This is a genomic window from Thalassococcus sp. BH17M4-6 (genome assembly GCF_049323015.1).
Classification (GTDB): domain Bacteria; phylum Pseudomonadota; class Alphaproteobacteria; order Rhodobacterales; family Rhodobacteraceae; genus Puniceibacterium.
Genome location: NZ_JBMPGU010000003.1, coordinates 251,282 through 268,531 on the forward strand (window position 1 = coordinate 251,282; position 17,250 = coordinate 268,531).

The 17,250-nt window shown below is 67.1% G+C and carries 16 protein-coding genes; 13 read left to right on the forward strand and 3 right to left on the reverse strand.

The annotated features are described in order from the left end of the window. Window positions 1-58: 58 nt before the first annotated feature. The 6 genes from ACOXXX_RS06060 (at window position 59) to chrA (ending at window position 6,834) form a co-directional block, all read left to right on the forward strand. Entirely contained in the window at window positions 59-781 is a 723-nt protein-coding gene (locus tag ACOXXX_RS06060; protein WP_422825657.1) for a GntR family transcriptional regulator, read from the forward strand. Then, window positions 778-1,713, forward strand: coding sequence for a dihydrodipicolinate synthase family protein (locus ACOXXX_RS06065; RefSeq protein ID WP_422825658.1), 936 nt, complete (start codon window positions 778-780; stop codon window positions 1,711-1,713). Before ACOXXX_RS06060 ends, ACOXXX_RS06065 begins: the two co-directional genes overlap by 4 nt. After that, on the forward strand, window positions 1,710-3,206 hold the full coding sequence (locus ACOXXX_RS06070; RefSeq protein ID WP_422825659.1) for an aldehyde dehydrogenase: 1,497 nt from the start codon (window positions 1,710-1,712) through the stop codon (window positions 3,204-3,206). Before ACOXXX_RS06065 ends, ACOXXX_RS06070 begins: the two co-directional genes overlap by 4 nt. Next, window positions 3,203-4,543 (forward strand): NAD(P)/FAD-dependent oxidoreductase, encoded by a 1,341-nt coding sequence (locus tag ACOXXX_RS06075; protein ID WP_422825660.1) that lies wholly within the window; start codon window positions 3,203-3,205, stop codon window positions 4,541-4,543. Before ACOXXX_RS06070 ends, ACOXXX_RS06075 begins: the two co-directional genes overlap by 4 nt. A gap of 176 nt (window positions 4,544-4,719) precedes the next feature. Next, the gene (locus ACOXXX_RS06080) at window positions 4,720-5,538 is read left to right on the forward strand and encodes a chromate resistance protein ChrB domain-containing protein (RefSeq protein ID WP_422825661.1); all 819 of its coding nucleotides are present in this window, start codon (window positions 4,720-4,722) and stop codon (window positions 5,536-5,538) included. Window positions 5,539-5,541: 3 nt separating this feature from the next. Continuing rightward, window positions 5,542-6,834, forward strand: coding sequence for a chromate efflux transporter (chrA, locus tag ACOXXX_RS06085; protein ID WP_422825662.1), 1,293 nt, complete (start codon window positions 5,542-5,544; stop codon window positions 6,832-6,834). A 69-nt stretch (window positions 6,835-6,903) separates the two neighbouring features. Here the strand turns inward: chrA and ACOXXX_RS06090 are convergent, their stop codons facing one another. The 3 genes from ACOXXX_RS06090 to ACOXXX_RS06100 all read right to left on the reverse strand — a co-directional run bounded on the left by ACOXXX_RS06090 (window position 6,904) and on the right by ACOXXX_RS06100 (window position 10,698). Then, on the reverse strand, window positions 6,904-8,460 hold the full coding sequence (locus tag ACOXXX_RS06090; RefSeq protein ID WP_422825663.1) for a trimethylamine methyltransferase family protein: 1,557 nt from the start codon (window positions 8,458-8,460) through the stop codon (window positions 6,904-6,906). Window positions 8,461-8,707: 247 nt separating this feature from the next. Beyond that, window positions 8,708-9,364 (reverse strand): response regulator transcription factor, encoded by a 657-nt coding sequence (locus tag ACOXXX_RS06095; protein ID WP_422825664.1) that lies wholly within the window; start codon window positions 9,362-9,364, stop codon window positions 8,708-8,710. Beyond that, window positions 9,361-10,698 (reverse strand): HAMP domain-containing sensor histidine kinase, encoded by a 1,338-nt coding sequence (locus tag ACOXXX_RS06100; protein WP_422825665.1) that lies wholly within the window; start codon window positions 10,696-10,698, stop codon window positions 9,361-9,363. Before ACOXXX_RS06100 ends, ACOXXX_RS06095 begins: the two co-directional genes overlap by 4 nt. Before the next feature lie 151 nt (window positions 10,699-10,849). On the opposite strand from ACOXXX_RS06100, the gene ACOXXX_RS06105 reads away from it, so the two are divergent. Genes ACOXXX_RS06105 through ACOXXX_RS06135 form a run of 7 tightly spaced genes read left to right on the forward strand, consistent with a single transcriptional unit; the run spans window position 10,850 to window position 16,776 of the window. After that, window positions 10,850-11,833 (forward strand): AAA family ATPase, encoded by a 984-nt coding sequence (locus ACOXXX_RS06105; protein ID WP_422825666.1) that lies wholly within the window; start codon window positions 10,850-10,852, stop codon window positions 11,831-11,833. 2 nt (window positions 11,834-11,835) lie between these two features. Further along, on the forward strand, window positions 11,836-12,675 hold the full coding sequence (locus tag ACOXXX_RS06110; RefSeq protein WP_422825667.1) for a DUF58 domain-containing protein: 840 nt from the start codon (window positions 11,836-11,838) through the stop codon (window positions 12,673-12,675). Further along, window positions 12,672-13,043, forward strand: a complete 372-nt coding sequence (locus tag ACOXXX_RS06115) for a hypothetical protein (protein WP_422825668.1) — start codon at window positions 12,672-12,674, stop codon at window positions 13,041-13,043. Before ACOXXX_RS06110 ends, ACOXXX_RS06115 begins: the two co-directional genes overlap by 4 nt. After that, window positions 13,040-13,996 carry a VWA domain-containing protein gene (locus tag ACOXXX_RS06120; protein ID WP_422825669.1) on the forward strand — a complete coding sequence of 319 codons (957 nt, stop codon included), beginning with the start codon at window positions 13,040-13,042 and terminating at the stop codon, window positions 13,994-13,996. Before ACOXXX_RS06115 ends, ACOXXX_RS06120 begins: the two co-directional genes overlap by 4 nt. 1 nt (window position 13,997) lies before the next feature. Then, window positions 13,998-14,933 carry a vWA domain-containing protein gene (locus ACOXXX_RS06125; protein WP_422825670.1) on the forward strand — a complete coding sequence of 312 codons (936 nt, stop codon included), beginning with the start codon at window positions 13,998-14,000 and terminating at the stop codon, window positions 14,931-14,933. Then, window positions 14,930-15,583, forward strand: coding sequence for a hypothetical protein (locus ACOXXX_RS06130; protein WP_422825671.1), 654 nt, complete (start codon window positions 14,930-14,932; stop codon window positions 15,581-15,583). Before ACOXXX_RS06125 ends, ACOXXX_RS06130 begins: the two co-directional genes overlap by 4 nt. Further along, window positions 15,577-16,776 carry a hypothetical protein gene (locus tag ACOXXX_RS06135; RefSeq protein ID WP_422825672.1) on the forward strand — a complete coding sequence of 400 codons (1,200 nt, stop codon included), beginning with the start codon at window positions 15,577-15,579 and terminating at the stop codon, window positions 16,774-16,776. Before ACOXXX_RS06130 ends, ACOXXX_RS06135 begins: the two co-directional genes overlap by 7 nt. The last annotated feature ends 474 nt before the right edge of the window (window positions 16,777-17,250 follow it).

A 17,250-nucleotide genomic window follows, 5' to 3' on the forward strand; every position in this document is an offset into this window, starting at 1 on the left:
TCTTGGTCTACACATCCTCAGAAACGTTCGGGCGGTGGGTGAATCGGGAGGGCCGGGAATGGCCGAGGAAACGCTAAGCAAGAAGGGCAGATGCCTCGAGGATATCCGCCGCCGGATCCTGACACAGGATGTGGAGCCGGGCAGCTATCTGGATGAGGCCGAGCTGTCGGAGGCTTACGCCATCTCGCGCCCGCCCCTGCGCGAAGTGCTCAACCAGCTTGCGGGCGAAGGCTATGTCGTCTTGCACAAGAACCGCGGCGCACAGGTGGCGCCCATGACCCACAAGACGATGCGCAACTTCTTCATGGCCGCCCCGATGCTTTATGCGGCGGTGTCGCGGCTGGCGGCGGAACATGCGACGCAAGCCCAGATCATGCGCCTGAAGGACGCGCAGACCCTGTTCCGCAAGGCGATCCGCGACGGCGACACGGCAGAGCGCGCGCTGATGAACCAGCGGTTTCACGCGGTGGTCGGCGACATGGCGGACAACGAATTTCTGACGCCGAGCCTGCGGCGGCTGCTGATCGACCACACCCGGATCGGCATGTCCTTCTATAACCCGCGCAATCCCTCGATGGCGGAGCAGCGCGGCGTGGCCGCCGATCAGCACGACCAGTTCATCGCGCTGATCGAGGCGGGGGATGCCGACGGGGCCGCGCAGCTGGCGCTGGACCATTGGGACCTGTCGCGCGCCGAAATCGAAAGCTTTGTCACACCGGCTGGCATGCAGATCCCGCTTGGACCTGCGCCGGGGGCTGTTGCCCGGAAAGGAGCCTCATGAAATTCGACGGCATTTACACGCCTGTCATCACCCCGCACCAAGAGGATGGCAGCATCGACCGCGACGCGCTGGTCTCTCAGATCGAGTATCTGATCGCATCGGGTGTGAATGGCCTGATCAACGGCGGCTCGACGGGCGAATACTATGCCCAGAGCCTTGAGGAACGGATCGAAATCGCCAGCTTCGTCAAGGACGTGATCGGCGACCGGCTGCCGCTCATCGTCGGCACGGTGGCGATCCGCCTGCCCGATTCCATTGCCATGGCCGAACACGCGGCCAGGATCGGTGCCGCCGCGCTGCTGGTCGGCTCCCCGCCCTACGCCGTCCCAACCGAGCGGGAAAACGCGTTGAACGCGCTGGCGATCGACCGCGCCGCCGACCTGCCCATCATGCTTTACAACTACCCCGGCCGCATGGGCATCGACATGGGCGAGGAGTTCCTCGACCGCGTCGGGCGCAGCCGCAATTTCTGCGCGATCAAGGAAAGCTCGGGCGATATCAACCGCGTGCACCTGCTGGCCCGCGACTATCCGCATATTCAGATGTCCTGCGGCATGGACGATCAGGCGCTGGAATTCTTTGCCTGGGGCGCGCGCAGCTGGGTTTGCGCCGGGTCCAACTTCCTGCCGAAGGAACATGTGGCGCTGTGGAAGGCCTGCCGGGTCGAAGGCGACTTTGACAAGGGCCGCCGGATCATGTCGGCGATGATGCCGCTGATGCGGGTGCTCGAACAGGGCGGTAAGTTCATCCAATGCGTCAAGTATGGGTGCGAAATGATGGGCCAACACGCCGGTCCGCCGCGTCCGCCGCTGCGTCCGCTCAACAAGGACGACAAGCGGCAGTTGGAACAGGTGGTCCGGGTGCTCAAGCGCACGGTCGCGGACATCGAAGCCGGGGCAAACGCCGGCGCACAGGCGGAGGCAGCAGAATGAGCGACCTTTTGACAACCGAGGAATACAAGGCGATCGCAGCAGATCTGACCCTGCCGACCCAGGCCTTTGTCGATGGCAGCTTTCGCCCAGCCGCCTCTGGCGCCACCTTCGACACAGTCAACCCCGCGACGGGCAAGGTGCTGACCAAGGTCGTGGCCTGCGGCGCCGAGGATGTGGATTTAGCCGTGCAGAAAGCCCGCGACGCTTTCGAGGACGGCCGATGGTCGCGCCTGCATCCGGGCGAGCGCAAGGCGGTGCTGATCCGTCTGGCCAAGCTGATGAAGCGCAACGCGCGCGAACTGGCCGTCATGGAAAGCCTCGATTCCGGCAAGACGATCCTTGATTGCGAAACCGTGGATGTGCCCGAGACGATCCATTGCCTGACCTGGCACGCCGAGCTGATCGACAAGATCTATGACCAGGTTTCGCCCGCCTCTGACGATCACATCGCCATGGTTGTGCGCGAACCGGTCGGCGTCGTGGGCCTAGTCCTGCCGTGGAACTTCCCGCTCTTGATGCTGGCTTGGAAGATCGGCCCGGCCCTAGCGGCGGGCTGTTCGGTGATCGTCAAACCGGCGGAAGAGACGTCGTTGACCGCGCTGCGCGTGGCCGAGCTGGCCATGGAGGCCGGGGTGCCCGCCGGTGTCTTCAACGTGCTGCCCGGCACCGGGCCCGAGGTCGGGGAGCCGCTTGGCCGCCACATGGATGTCGATGCGCTCAGCTTTACCGGATCGACCGAAACCGGGCGGCGTTTCCTGCGCTACGCGGCGGAGTCGAACCTCAAGGAAGTCACGCTGGAAATGGGCGGCAAGAACCCTGCCGTGGTGCTTGACGATGCCGAGAACCTCGACCGCGTGGCGGCGCATGTGGTGAACGGCGCCTTTTGGAACATGGGCGAAAATTGCTCTGCGTCGTCGCGGCTGATCGTGCAGAAGGGCGTCAAGGACGCGCTGATGGACCGGATCAAGGCCCACCTGCGCGAATGGCCGATGGGCGACCCGCTCGACCCGGTGAACCGCGTGGGCGCCTTGGTCAGCCGCGCGCATTTCGACAAGGTCTGTTCCTACCTCGGCAAGGGGCCCAAGGTGGTGATGGGCGGCGCCGCAAAGGACGGTTTCGTCGAACCCACGATCCTCGAGGTTGCCGCCGACGCGCCGCAGGCCCGCGAAGAGATTTTCGGCCCGGTCCTGTCGGTGCTGACGGTGGACAGCTTTGACGAGGCCATCGCGATGGCCAACGACACCGAATACGGGCTGGCCGCCTCTATCTTTACCGCCAACGTCAAACGCGCCCTGCGCGGTGCGCGCGCGATCCGGGCCGGGACAGTGACGGTCAACAGCTTTGGCGAAGGCGACAGCGCGACCCCCTTCGGCGGGTTCAAGGCCAGCGGTTTCGGCGGGCGCGACAACGGCATCCACGCGCATGACCAGTACACCCAGCTCAAGACGATCTGGATCGACCTGAGCGACGACGTGGACGAGGCGGTGGATTGACGGGCATACGTGTCAGGACACTGCCCGCCCTGCAGGGACCGGCCGCATGGAACACCATCCTCGGACCGGCCCCCGAGCGTCCGCGGTTGGAGGGCGCGCGCACGGCGGATATTGTCATCGTCGGTGCGGGCTTTGCCGGCCTTTCCGCCGCGCGGCGGGCGCGGCAGCTGGAGCCGCAGGCCGTAATCCTGGTGCTGGATGCGGGGCGCATCGCCGAAGGATCGGCAGGCCGCAACTCCGGTTTCATGATCGACCTGCCGCACGAGCTGACCTCGGACGACTATGCCGGGGCCGGGGACGACCGGGCGATGATCGGTCTGAACCGCCAGGCCATCGCTTTCGCGCAAGAGGCTGTCGCGGACTATCGGATCGACAGCCATTACTTCGACCGCGCGGGCAAGGTGAACGGCGCGGCGAGCGCTGAGGCGCATGCGCACAACGAAAGCTACGCCCGGCATCTCGCGTCCCTTGGCGAGGCGTCGGAGATGCTCGACGCGCAGGCCATGGCCGACCTGACCGGGTCGCGGCACTACCGGTCGGGGCTTTATACGCCGGGCACGGTGATGCTGCAGCCCGCAGGCTATATCCGTGGTCTGGCCGCCGGGCTTTCGGACGCCGGCGTCACGATCCACGAAAACAGCGCCGTGACGTCGTTGCGGCGCGAAGGGACCGCCTGGAATGTCGGCACCCGGTCGGGTGAGGTCAGCGCGGGCCGCGTGATCCTGACCGTCAACGGCCATCTTGAAAGCTTCGGCTTCGAAAGCGGCCGGCTGATGCAGCTGTTCCTTTACGCTGTGATGACGCCGGAACTTGACGCCGACGCGCTGGCGCGGCTTGGCGGGCAAAGCCGTTGGGGCATCACCCCCGCCGATCCGATGGGCACCACCGTGCGGCGCATCGACACCGGCCAGGGCGGCAACCGGATCGTCACCCGCACCTGTGCGACGCTCGCTCCGGGCCGCCGGATCGGGCCGGGACAGGTCGCGCGGGCGGCCCGCGTCATGCAAGGGAAGTTCGAACAGCGCTTTCCGCAGCTTGCGGGCCTGAAGATGGCGCATGCCTGGGCCGGCCACCTGTGCCTGACTCTGAATGGCGTGTCGGTGATGCGCAAGCTCGATGACGGGCTGTTCTCCGGCTGCGTTCAGAACGGCCTTGGGACCGCGCGCGGCACCCTGACAGGGATTGGCGCAGCGGAACTGGCCTGCGGCGTGGACAGCGACATCACCCGCCACTTCACCGCCGAGGCGCGGCCCAAACGCCTGCCCCCTCAACCTTTCCAGCAGATCGGCGCCAACGCGGTGCTGCGCTACAAGGAATGGCGCGCGCGGGCAGAGTGACTGACAAGTTGGGGCCCGTATCCCGGAGTTTCAGCGACGCAGCCAGGGGGCGCTCTTGGCTTTGACACCTGGGGTGGCCGCACCTAGAAAAGGAAGTCAGGGGTGTGCAAGGACCCCGTGAGGCGCCAGCCCAATCTTGCATCCGTCCAGTTCTTTCTTTGCATGGAGGATGCTTTATGGCGTCGTACAATGAAATCTCCGTATCCGCTCTGGCCCGCCTGATCGGAACACCTGATTGTCCAGCCCTTCTCGATGTGCGCATTGACGAAGACTTTGCCGACGATCCAAGACTTGTTCCCGGAGCGTTTCGCCACCCGTTCAAGGAGGTCCTCGAGATCGCCAAGGATCTTACCGGCCGGTCGGTGGTGGTCTATTGCCAAAAGGGCCTCAAGATCAGTCAAGGCGCGGCGGCGCTCCTGCGCACCGCGGAGGTTCGGGCGGAAGTTCTCGAAGGCGGACAATTCGCATGGCGTGCCGCCAAGCTCTCGATGGTGTCCGCGGATAAATTACCGCCGCAGGATGCGTCCGGTCGCACGCTGTGGGTCACGCGCCACCGCCCGAAAATCGACCGGATCGCCTGTCCCTGGCTCATTCGTCGTTTCATGGATCCGAAAGCGCAAATCCTGTTCGTTGCCGGCTCGCAAGTGACCAATGTGGCCGACCGCTTCGGGGCAACGCCCTTCGACATCGAGGATGTGTTCTGGAACCATCGCGGCGAGAGCTGCACCTTCGACACGATGATCGAAGAGTTTGGCATCGCGCATGAGGCCCTGACCCGGCTTGCCGTGATCGTGCGCGGGGCCGACACCAACAGACATGACCTTGCACCCGAAGCTGCTGGTCTTCTGGCAGCGTCCTTGGGACTGTCACGCATGTTTCGCGATGATCTGAAACAGCTTGAGGCAGGGATGCTGCTGTATGATGCCTTCTACCGTTGGGCGCGCGACGCGGCGAACGAAGGGCATGACTGGCCGGCTGTGTCGAAAAGGGTCTGAACCATGAGCCATGCAGACAACGTCGGGGCGGACGTGACCCCGTCACTCGCAGAGGCAACACGCGTCTGGTGGAAAATCGGCGTCCTGTCTTTCGGCGGGCCAGCGGCGCAGATCGCGCTGATGCACAAGGAAGTGGTGGATGACCGAACGTGGTTGTCCGAACGACAGTTCCTCAACGCGCTGAGCTTTTGCATGCTGCTGCCGGGGCCTGAGGCGATGCAACTGGCGACCTATGCCGGCTGGCGGCTTCATGGCACGATCGGGGGCCTGATTGCCGGGTTGCTTTTCGTGGTTCCCGGTGCGGTCGTGATCATGACACTCGCAGCGATCTACAGCGTTTTCGGTAATGTCCCCCTCGTTGAAGCACTGTTCTACGGGGTAAAGGCCGCCGTCCTGGTGATCGTTGTTGAGGCGCTGCTGCGGGTCTCGAAAAAGGCGCTGACCCAGAGACGGCATTGGATCATCGCCGCGGCCGCCTTTATCGGGATCTTCTTCCTCTCGATTCCCTACCCGTTGATCGTGCTGATGGCGGGCCTTTACGGCCTGATCACGGCCAACGCGCCTTTCGAGCGGAACACGGTCGATATGGCCCACGTGTCGGTTCAAAGAACCGGTGGGACCATCATCCTCTGGCTTGCGATCTGGCTGCTTCCACTCCTGGCGCTCACCTGGTTCGGCGCGCCCGACATCCTGGTCCAGATCGGGACGTTCTTCAGCACCCTGGCGATCGTCACCTTCGGCGGCGCCTACGCGGTGCTGGCCTACATGGCGCAGGACGTGGTGGTGCAGTTCGGTTGGCTGAGCGCGGGCGAGATGATCGATGCTCTGGGTCTGGCAGAGACCACGCCAGGCCCGCTGATCCTCGTGACGCAGTTCGTGGGCTTCCTGGCCGGGTTCAAGGAGGGGGGGCTTGGCCTCGGAGCGGTCGCCGCCATTGTGGCGCTCTGGGTGACTTTCGCGCCGTGTTTCCTGTGGATTTTCGCCGGAGCGCCGTACATAGACTGGATCGCGAACCAGCCACGGCTGCAGGGCGCGCTCAGGGCCATCACGGCGGCGGTCGTGGGCGTCATCCTGAACCTGTCGCTCTGGTTCGCGCTGCATGTGCTATTCACCACGGTGGCCCGCGCAGGCTGGGGTCCCGTCACGTGGTGGCAGCCCGAGCTTGCCACCATCGAGTGGCTCGTAATCTTGCTCTTCGGTCTGAGCGCGTTTCTGGCCTTCCGCCTGCACTGGGGCATCATCCGTATTCTGCTCGTCGCCTCGGTTATCGGCGCAGCCCTGCGACTGATGCTCTGAACCGCCTGCCCCTATCCAGACTTTGGCGCCGCCGCAGCGAAAGCCTGCGCCGCCCCGCAACGTCTGCCTTCAATATTCCTGGTTCAGTGCATCTGCTGCCGGGATTTCGCGTTCGCGACGCGCGATGTAGTCGCGAAGCTCTTCGTCCTTTGCCGCGTCCAGCTTCGGCTCCTGATACTCCGACAGCAGCGTCGTGGCATGCTCCAGCGCGCGCTGCGTGATCTCTTTTGATGCTTCGGCCGCCCACTGCTCGATCGAGTTGTTGTCAAAAAGCTCTGGCATGAAGAACGCGGTCTGGAAATTGTCCTGCGTGTGCGGATGCCCGAGGTAATGGCCACCCGGGCCCACATCGGGAATGGCGGCCAGCGCCTGATCGAAATCGCCCCACATGGGCCCCTGGGCCATGCGGTAGCCCATCGCGCATTGTTCGGCGTCGACCACGAACTTGGCCACCGAACAGTGCATCCCGGCCTCGTTCCAGCCCGCGCTGTGCCAGATGTAGTTTGCCCCCGCATGCAGCACAGCCGACAGGGTCGTGGCACTTTCATAGCCCGCCTGCGCGTCGAATGTCTTGGCCCCGCCCAGGGTGTTCGAGGTGCGCCAGGGCACCCCATAAAAGCGCGCCATCTGGCCGATCATGAAGTTCATCAGGCTGATCTCCGGCGTCCCGGCCATCGGCGCGCCGGACTTCATCGACACGGTCGACAGATAGTGGCCGTAGATCGCCGGACAGCCGCGGCGGATCACCTGCGTGTAGGCCAGCGCGCTCAGCGCCTCGGCGTTCAGTTGCGCCACGGTCGCCGGCACGCTTGCGGGCGTGTTGGCCCCGCCCAGCACGAAGGGCGAGCAGAGCACCGGCTGGTTGCGCCTGCACAGCGCCCGCATCGCGCCCAGCATCGTCTCGTCCCAGACAAGTGGCGAGTTGCCGTTACAATTGCCTGTGGTCACCGCGTTCTGCTCCATGAACTCCGCGCCGAACAGGATGGCGCACATCTCCATCACGTCCTCGGCGTTCCTGGGGCTGGTGGTCATCGCCATGAAGGTCTTGTCGGAATGCTTCATCGACGAATAGGTGATGCGCAGATGCCGCTGGCTGATCGGGTGATCATAGGGTTCCACGATATGATGCGCCGAGGAATGCAAGCTGGGCATCATGTGGCTGAGCTTGTGGAACATCGCGAGGTCGTCCAGCGTTGGATTGCGCCGTTCGTCGTTCAGGTCGCGCAGATAGGGCGCGCCGGTCATCGGCACGAAGATCGAATGGCGGCCTCCCAGGCGCACGTTCTTCTCGGGGTCCCGGGCGCAATAGGTAAAGTCCGCGGGGATGGTGGCGATCAGATCTCGGACGAGGCCGCGATCGAGGAAAACCCGCTCCCCCTCCACCTTGGCTCCGGCGGCCTTCCAGTCGGAGAGCGCGATGTCGTCGCGGAACACCACACCGACGTTTTCGAGGATGTCCATCGAAGCGGCGTCGATCCTTTCGACCTGCGCGCCATCCATCACCTCGCAAAGCGGCAACGCCCTCGTCAAACCGGGCAGCATGGTGAAATCGCGGGTCGTGCGCAACGTGCGGCGGGCAGAGCGTCCGCCGGCGCGCGTGCGGGGTCGGGTCAGGATGTCGGTCATGGCGATCTCCTCTGGGACAGAAAAGACTATGGGCGCGGCGCGGGGGCGGCTCGTGCAGAATTGCGAAGCGGGACGGACAATATGCGACCCCTCGTCGCGCGGGACGGACCGACAAGCTGCGGCACGATGGAGTGAGGCTTGCTGTGGATCCGAGGCCCACCGGACTCGTCAGGCGAAGCGTGCCAAAGCAGTCGGCGGCGTGGTCAAAAGGAACCCGACCATGCCGCGGTCGCGTCCCGACCGGCCGTCACGATCCCTCTTCGGCAGGCCCCTGCACCAGCCCCGCCTCGAGCGCGAACCAGACCATCTGCGCGTCGGTTTCAAGGCCCAGCAGGCTCTTGATCTGGTAATGGTTGTTGCGCACCGTCTTCAGGCTGATGGAGAGTGAATCGGCGATTTTCTCGACCGGCCAGCCGCTGGCCAGAAGGCGCAGGATTTCGGTCTGGCGCGCGCTCAGATCGCCCAGGCGGGTGCCGATCCCGGCGATGCGGTCCTGCGCGATCGCGTCGATCACGTCGGGCGAAATCACCGTGCGCCCGGCGAGCACGCCAAAGATCGCCTTGATCAGGTTTTCGGGGTCGCTGCTTTTGGTCACGAAGCCGGCCGCACCCGCCTGGATCGACTTCAGCGCAAAGGCCGACCCCTGATGCATGGTGAAGACGACGATCCGGGCGGTATCATCGTATTGCCGGATGTGGCGGATCGCCTCGATCCCGCTGACACCCGGCAGGGTCACGTCCATCACCACGACATCCGGCGCCGTCTCGCGAAAGCGGCTGTAGGCGGTGCGGGCATCCTCGGCCTCGGCAACGATGTGCAGGCCGGGCTGCAGGTCGATCAGCCTGCGGTAACCTTCGCGCACCACCGGGTGGTCGTCGACGATCATGACCCGGTGATCGGTCATGCGGCGCGGGTTGCCAGGGCGACCGGCACCACCACTTCGACGCGGATGCCATCCGCGGTCTCGATCATGCTCACCTTTCCGCCCATGGCGGTGGCGCGTTCGTTGATGCCCAGGATGCCATGGCCTTGCGTGCCGCGGGACAAGGTGCCGCCTCCGTCATCCTCGACCCCCAGGAGTATGGCCTGCCCGACCCGCCGCAGCGACACGTGCACGCGGGCGGGCGTGCCATGGCGCATGGCATTGGTCACGGATTCCTGCACGATCCGGTATAGGTCGAGCGCCACCGCCTCCTTCACCCGGCTTTCGTCCAGCGCGCAGTCCAGCGACAGGCGCCCGCCGCGCTGCGTTTCCCAGCCCGCCAGCATCGTGCGCAGGCTCGCGGCAAGGCCCACCTCCTCAAGGTCCGGCGGCCGCAGCCGCGCGAAGGCACCGCGCAGACAATCCATCATGTTGCGGATATTGGCGCCGATCGCGTCGGCATCCCGGGCGATATCGGGCCGGTCCTGCCGCGCGGCATAGGTGATCGACGCCGCCAGCGCCGCCGTCGCCGTGAGCGTCTGGCCGAACTCGTCATGCAGGTCGCGGGCAAGCTGCCGACGCTCCACATCCTCGACCTCGATCAGCTTGCGGGTCAGGGCGCGGCTTTCCTCGGCGCTGGCGCGCAGCCGTTCGGCCAGGTGGTTGACCGCCCCGCCGATCTGCCGGAACTCCCGCGCGCCGCCAGGTGCCACCCGCGCGCCCAGATCGCCGCGTGCCAGGCGGTCAAGCTCGCTGACGATTCCGCGCACCGGCCCGAGGCGCGAGATGATCGCCGTCGTCCCCAACAGCAGCACCCCCGCCGCCATCGCCAGCGTCTGCCAAAGCGCGAGGCGCGCGCGCTGCCAGGCGTGGGTGGCAGCGGCCACCGGATCGAACGACGCCTGCACCCGGAACGCCCCGCTTTGCGATGCCGTGCCAGAGCGCGTGACCGGCATGGGCGGCTCGAAAAACCACCCGACGGCGGTGCGGAACCAATCCGGCGCGATCTGGCCGAAGACCTGCCAGCCCGCGCAAAGGCGGCGCGGGGTGATCACGCGCTGTTCGTAGCGGATGCAGGTGCCGGGCGACATCACGCTCAGCAGCTTGATCGAGGTCATTTCCGCATAAAGCGGATCGCCGACGCGCGGCTCCATATGATAGTTCCGCTCCAGCACGTAGCTCGCGCGGCTGAGCGTGGTCTGCGTATCGCTGCGCGCGGTGCCATAGGCATCGGCGACGGCAAGCCCCAAGGTTATCACCCCGGCCAGCGCCGTGACCATCCAGAGCGTCAGTACAAGTCGCAACCGCAGGCTCATGATGTTTCCTCTTGCATCGCGTCCACCGGCAGGATCGGGCAATCCGCCCCCGATGTCTCGGGCAATATGCCCGAGGTTTTCCGGAACCGCTCAAGATCCTTCTCTTGCGCCCTGCCCCGTGTTTGTCTGCGCGGCAGGAGTGGAGGAGCGCATGGAAGATATCGCGACGAACGCGGCGGGCTTTGACGCGGACCCGGTGACAGCGCTGGCCGCCCGCATGGAGGCCGGACTGGTCGGGCACGCGGCCTTGGTCGAGCGGTTGATGATCGCGCTGCTGACCGGCGGGCATGTGCTGATCGAAGGCGCGCCGGGCCTGGCCAAGACGCGTTCGGTGCGCCGCCTTGCCGACGGTGTCGAGGGCAGCTTTGCCCGCATCCAGTGTACGCCCGACCTGATGCCGTCGGATGTCACCGGCACGCAGGTTTTCCGGCAGGACACCGGGCGGATGGAGTTCCTGCCCGGCCCGGTGTTCCACAACCTCGTGCTGGTGGACGAGATCAATCGCGCCCCGCCAAAGGTCCAGTCCGCCCTGCTCGAAGCGATGGGCGAAGGCCAGGTCACCGCCGGGGGTGAGACCCGCCGCCTGCCCGACCCCTTCATGGTGGTCGCGACGCAGAACCCGTTGGAGCAGGAGGGCACCTTTCCCCTGCCCGAGGCGCAGCTTGACCGCTTCCTGATGCATGTCCTGCTGGACCTGCCGGGCGAAGAGGACGAATTGGCCATCCTCGACCTGGTGGAGAGCGAATTGCGCGCCCACGCCGGGGCCGAGGAGCCGGTTCTGGATCATGCGCTTCTGGCCGAGATGAAAGAGCAGGTGCTGCAGGTGCACCTGTCTCCGGCACTACGCCGGTACATCGTGGCGCTCGTGATGGCGACGCGGCGCGGAACAGGGGTTGTCGATGTCGTCGGGCGGATCGGCCATGCGGTCAGCCCGCGCGGCACGCTGGCGCTGGCCGGGGCCGCGCGGGCGCGGGCCTGGCTGCAGGGGCGAGACTATGCGGTGCCCGAGGATGTGGCCGCACTCGCGCCGGATATCCTGTGCCACCGGATGGCCCCGACCTGGCGCGCACAGGCCGCAGGCGACACGGCGCGCACCATCCTGGCCGAGGTTCTTGCAGCGGTAAGGCCGCTGTGAAAGTGCCGCAGACATCCGGCGCAGAGCTCTCGCTCGACCGGCTGGTCGCGCTGGCGGGCCTGGCCACGGCGCCCGCGCCGCAGGGCCTGTCGCAGGGACTGGCGGGCGGCCTGTCCGGTCGGCGGCGCGGCGACGGCGGCGATCTGTTTGACCTGCGCCCGTTTCGGGACGGCGACGACCTGCGCCGGATCGACCCGGCCGCCACCGCGCGGAGTGGCCGACCCCAGGTCCGCAGTCGGCATGAAGAGGTCGAGCAGTCTTTGCTGCTGGTCGCCGATTTCCGCAGGCCGATGCTCTGGGGCACCAAGGGCCGCTTCCGCTCTGTCGCCGCTGCCGAGGCGCTGGCGCTGTCGGGCTGGCGCGCGGTGCGGGCCGGTGGGCGCGTCGGGCTCATGATCCTTGGCACCGGAGATGCCGAGCTGCTGGCGCCGCGCCCGCGCGAGGCGTCGATGCTGCGTATTGCCGGGGCGCTGGCGCGCGCGCATGCCGGGGCCTTGGCCGCCCCTGCGGACCGACATGACGCCCTTGCGGACCTGATCGACTTGGTCACCGAACGTGCGGCACCGGGCATGGCCATCCTGCTGGCGACCGGGCTGGACGATCCGGGCGCGGGATTCGGCCCATCGGCAGCAACCCTGATGCGCAAATGCCCCTTCGAGGTCCTGCTGGTTCAGGATGCTGTCGAGACGGCGCCGCCCCCGGGCCGCTTTGCCGCCGTGATCGGCGCGCGGCTGCACCGGGGCCGGTTCGGCCCGTCCGGATCGGCGGAACTGCTGGAGAGGCATGGCATACCCACCCGCATCATCCGCGCCGAACACCCGGTCGAGGCGCAGGCGGCATGACCCCGCAAGAGCTGACCGCCCGCCTGGCGGAGGTCCGCATTCCCGCGGGCTTTGCCCGGTTCGGCTGGCAGGATGCGCTGGCCCCCCTCGCGCTCGGCCTGATCGCCGGGCTGCTTGTGCTGGCGCTTCTGCGGATGGTGACGGTGCGCCGGGTCCGTCCGGTCGATCAGGCCCGGTCGTCGATCCGGGCGCTCGCGCAAGCTGACCCGCAGACCCGGATCACCGGTCTGGCCGCGCTGTTGCAGGACCATGGCGGCACACGCCCCGATGGCCTGCACGCAGCGCTCTACGATCCGCGCGCCACCGTCGATCCGGCGCTGCTGGAAATAGCCGTCATCACCGCCGCGAAACGAAGGTCGGCCCGATGAGCTTTGCCGCGCCCTGGGCCGCGCTCCTGTTGCCGCTGCCGCTTCTCCTGCTCTGGCTGTTGCCCACGCGGGCGGGCCGCACCGCTGCTCTTGGCCTGCCGCCCGCCATCGCCACGGCGTTCCAGCCTGCCGATGCCACGCCCGCGCGGCGCCATGCCCGGGCTGTCAGCCTCGCCCTGGCATGGATCGCGCTGGTCGCGGCGCTCGCGGGGCCGCGGCAGGAACGTCTCCTCGATCTCGTGCCAGCCTCGGGCCGCGACATCGTGCTGGTGCTGGATCTCTCCGGCTCCATGGAGCGCAAGGATTTCGACCTTGACGGCACGCAGGTGTCACGGCTGGCGGCGGTGCAGGATGTCGGCGCGCGGTTTGTCCGGGGCCGGACCGGGGACCGCCTGGGGCTCGTCGTGTTCGGCGAACGGGCCTATGTCGCCGCCGACCTCAGCCACGACGTGACCGCGGTGGCAGAGGTGATCCGGACCGCGCAGATCGGCGTGTCGGGCAAGGCCACGGCAATTGCCGACGGCCTTGGCCTCGCGATCCGGCGCTTGCGCACACGCGATGCCAAGAGCCGTGTGGTCGTGCTGCTCTCGGACGGGCAGGACACGACCGGGGCGGTCGATCCGGTCGCCGCCGCCGTCACCGCCAAGAGCCTGGGCATCCGGATCTACACCATCGCGCTTGGCCCGGCGGACCTTGAAACCTCACCCACCGCGCGCGACGCGGTGGACAGCGACACCCTGCGCCGGATTGCCAAGGCGGCGGGCGGAGAGATGTTTCGCGTCCGCACCACCGACGATCTCAAGTCTGTCACCGCCACCATCGACCGGCTGGAACCGAGCCTTGCCGACGCGCCGCCGATCCGCGCCTGGCAGGAGTTCTGGCCCTGGCTCGGTGGCACGGCGATGGCGCTGATGGCCCTGTCGCTGGCCCTGCATGCGCGTGAGGCGGCCTGACATGAGCGGTGCCTGGGACGTCGTTCTGCTACGCCCGCTGTGGCTGATCGGCGTGCCGCTGTCGGTGCTCGCCGCCGCGCTCGTGGTCTGGATGGCGCGCGGCCTTGGCCGCTGGCAACGGATCACCGATCCGGGCCTGTTGTCCGCCATGCGCGCGCTTGGCCATGTGCGCGACGCGCGCCGCGACGGGGCACCCTGGACGCTTGCCCTTGCTGCCGCGCTGACCGCGACCGGGCTGGCGGGCCCGGCAACGCGCGATCCCGAGGCGCCGGTGCTGCGCAACCTAGACGCGGTGATGATCCTGCTGGACCTCTCGCCCTCGGTGGTTGAGGGCGGGGGCTTTGACGATGCCCAAGCCGCGGTGTCACGCCTTATCGACCGCCACGGCACCCGGCCCATCGCGCTTGGCGTCTATTCCGGCGAAAGCTTTCTGGTCAGCGTCCCGACCGAGGATCCCGCCCCCCTGCAGACCGTGGTCGCCGTAGCCGACGCGCAGAGCATGCCGGTCGCGGGCAGCAGGCCCGATCGCGCTCTGGACCTGGCGCGCCGCACGCTGGCGGATGCCGCCGCCGTGCGGCCGGATGTCGTGCTGGTCTCTGACGGTGGCGGCACCGGACCCGAGGCGCTGGACCGCGCCCGGCAGATGGCGGCGCAGGGCATCCGCACCTCTGCCGTCTTCGTGACCCCCGATGCGCCGCCCTACGGGATGACGCCCGCCAATCGTGACGCGCTGGTCGCGCTGACGACCGCAGGCAAGGGCACCACGGTAGAGGCGCGCGACGTGGCCAGGCTCGAGGCGCTGCTGTCCGACCGGCAGGGCCGCGGCACATCCGACCCGGCGCTGCGCAACCTGCGCTATGCCGATCAGGGGCGCTGGTTCATGGCGCTGGCACTGGTGCCGCTGGCGTTCCTCTTCCGGCGAAGGCGTGCGGCATGACCCGCTTCACCGTCTCCGTTCTCGCCGCCGCCGTCCTTTGCGCCGTCGCCGCGGGCCCCGAGGCCTGGGCCAAGCTGATCTGGCGCGCAGGGTTTCCGCAGTTGGCCCTGCCGCTGATCAGCGATCCCGCCGCGCGGGGCGCGGTGCTTTACGCGGTCGGACAGTATCCCGAGGCCGACGCCGCCTTTGCCGCCATTGGCCGCAACGCCACCTACAACAGGGGTCTGACGCTCGCCGCCACCGGCCAGTACAGCCTGTCGGTCGCCTATTTCGATGCGGTTCTCTTTGCCGACCGCTACGACGCCGACGCGCAGCACAACCGCGAGGTCGTCTCTGCCCTGGTAACGCCGGTGATCGGCGAGGCGATGGGACACGGGCGGATCGAGACGATCCTGTCCGAGGCGGGCATCGCCACCGCCGCATTCGACCCCGACGATCCGTCGTTGCCGATCCAGGCCGACCAGCGCGACCCGGTGCGCAGGAGCATCAAACGCTCTGTCACCGGAGAACGGACCGCCGCTGCGGATGACGGATGGCTCGACACGCTGGCCGATGCGCCCGGCGCATATCTCAAGAGTCGGCTCGACGCCGAGATGGCGCGCCGCCGCCGCGAGGGCGAGGCCCACCCAGAGGAGCCGCTGCGATGGTGAGGCTTCTGATCCTGGTCCTTCTGTGCGCCGGTCCGTTGGCCGCACAGGAGCGTGACACGCTACAGCTTGAGCTGGTGCTGGATCCGCGCGAGGAGACGCCGTTCGAGGGCGAGATGATCCTTGCCACGCTCCGCGGGCTCTACCGCGAGACGATTACGAACGAGGAACTCAAACTCCGCAGCATGACGGATTTCGCCTGGACCCGGCTGGGTCAGGACGACTGGACCGATCAGCGCATCGACGGGCGGCAGGTCAAGGTCTTTGAGCGTCGCCTCGCGCTGTATCCAAAGCGCGCCGGATCGTTGCAGGTGCTGCCCATCGCGCATGAGCTGGAAATCCTCGATGCGGAGGGTAAGCGGATCACGGTCCTTGTCCGGTCGGACCCGGTGATCATAGAGGTTCGGGAAAAACCCGTGGGCGCGGGCGACGCCTGGCTGCCGGTGCGCGCGCTGGAACTGTCGGACAGCTGGGACGCGGAGGCCGCGCGGCTTGAAGACGGGCAGAGCGTGAAACGCCGGGTCGTGCTGCGCGCCCTGGGTGCCACGCCAGAGATGATGCCGCAGCAGCCGCCCCTGCGTGCGCCGTGGCTGATCACCTTCACGCCGCCAGAGGATCGTGATTTTCAGGTGACGGCGCAGGGTCCGGTCACGACGCTGACCTGGACCTGGAGCCTGCGGCCGATCACGGGTGCGCCGGGCGTGCTGCCCGAAGTCACCATTCCCTATTTCGACACCGCCGCAAGGACCAACCGCAGCGCCATCCTGCCCGCCGCGACGATCGGCTATGCCAGTTTTGCGGACAACCGGGCAACGGGATGGCGGCGCGACCTCGGGGTCGGGCTGCCGCACGTGGCCGCTGCGCTGACCGGCTTTTTCCTGATCCTGGCCGTTGGGGCGCGGGGGCATGTGCTGTCGTCCGCGACGCTCGGGCGTTGGCGACGCAACCTGCGTCTGCGGCGCGACCTTCGCCGCCTGGGGCGCGATGCCCGGAAAGGCGATGTGACGTCGTTTCGAAGGCGTGCGCGGCACCTGCTCAAGGCCGACAGAACCGTGCCGCCAGACCGGAATCACCCGCTGCTGGAACCGGTCGATGCGTCGCTTTTTGGCCGCGAAGGCCACGGCCGACCAACGGAACTTGACCCCGCCTTCCGCGATATCAGGCACCGACTTCTCTTGAGCGACGGCTCGGATTGACCGAATTCAGGCTGGGAGCCAATCGACAAAACCTAGAACGGGATGAAGACAGATGCGTCGCGCGCGACCGTGCTGTAACGGACCTTGCGCAACCGGGTAACGAGCCGCGCCATCGCAGTCGCGCGCGGACGCGATCATGTCTCCCCGCTGCGCGCTTTATGCCAGCCAAGTGCGCACGCCACCCCCGCTATGCACCAAGCTCAACCAAATCGCAGCCGCTTGGGAGCGCGACTGCAATGGTGCGGCGGCCTTCGGCCATGTTTCCGCGCCGGCTTCATGGATCGTACGTCCGCTCAATGCCGCTTCATGCCAATCGCATCACGCTAGAGAACGGAGGTGGCACATGCCGGACCGCACACGGGATATCGCAGGGCGGTGCAACGGGCCGTAAACCGCAGGCCATTTCCGGAAGCTTGCTTGCCCGGACCCCCGGGCGATTTTCGTATCAGATGAACGCGAAATTTGCGATCATAC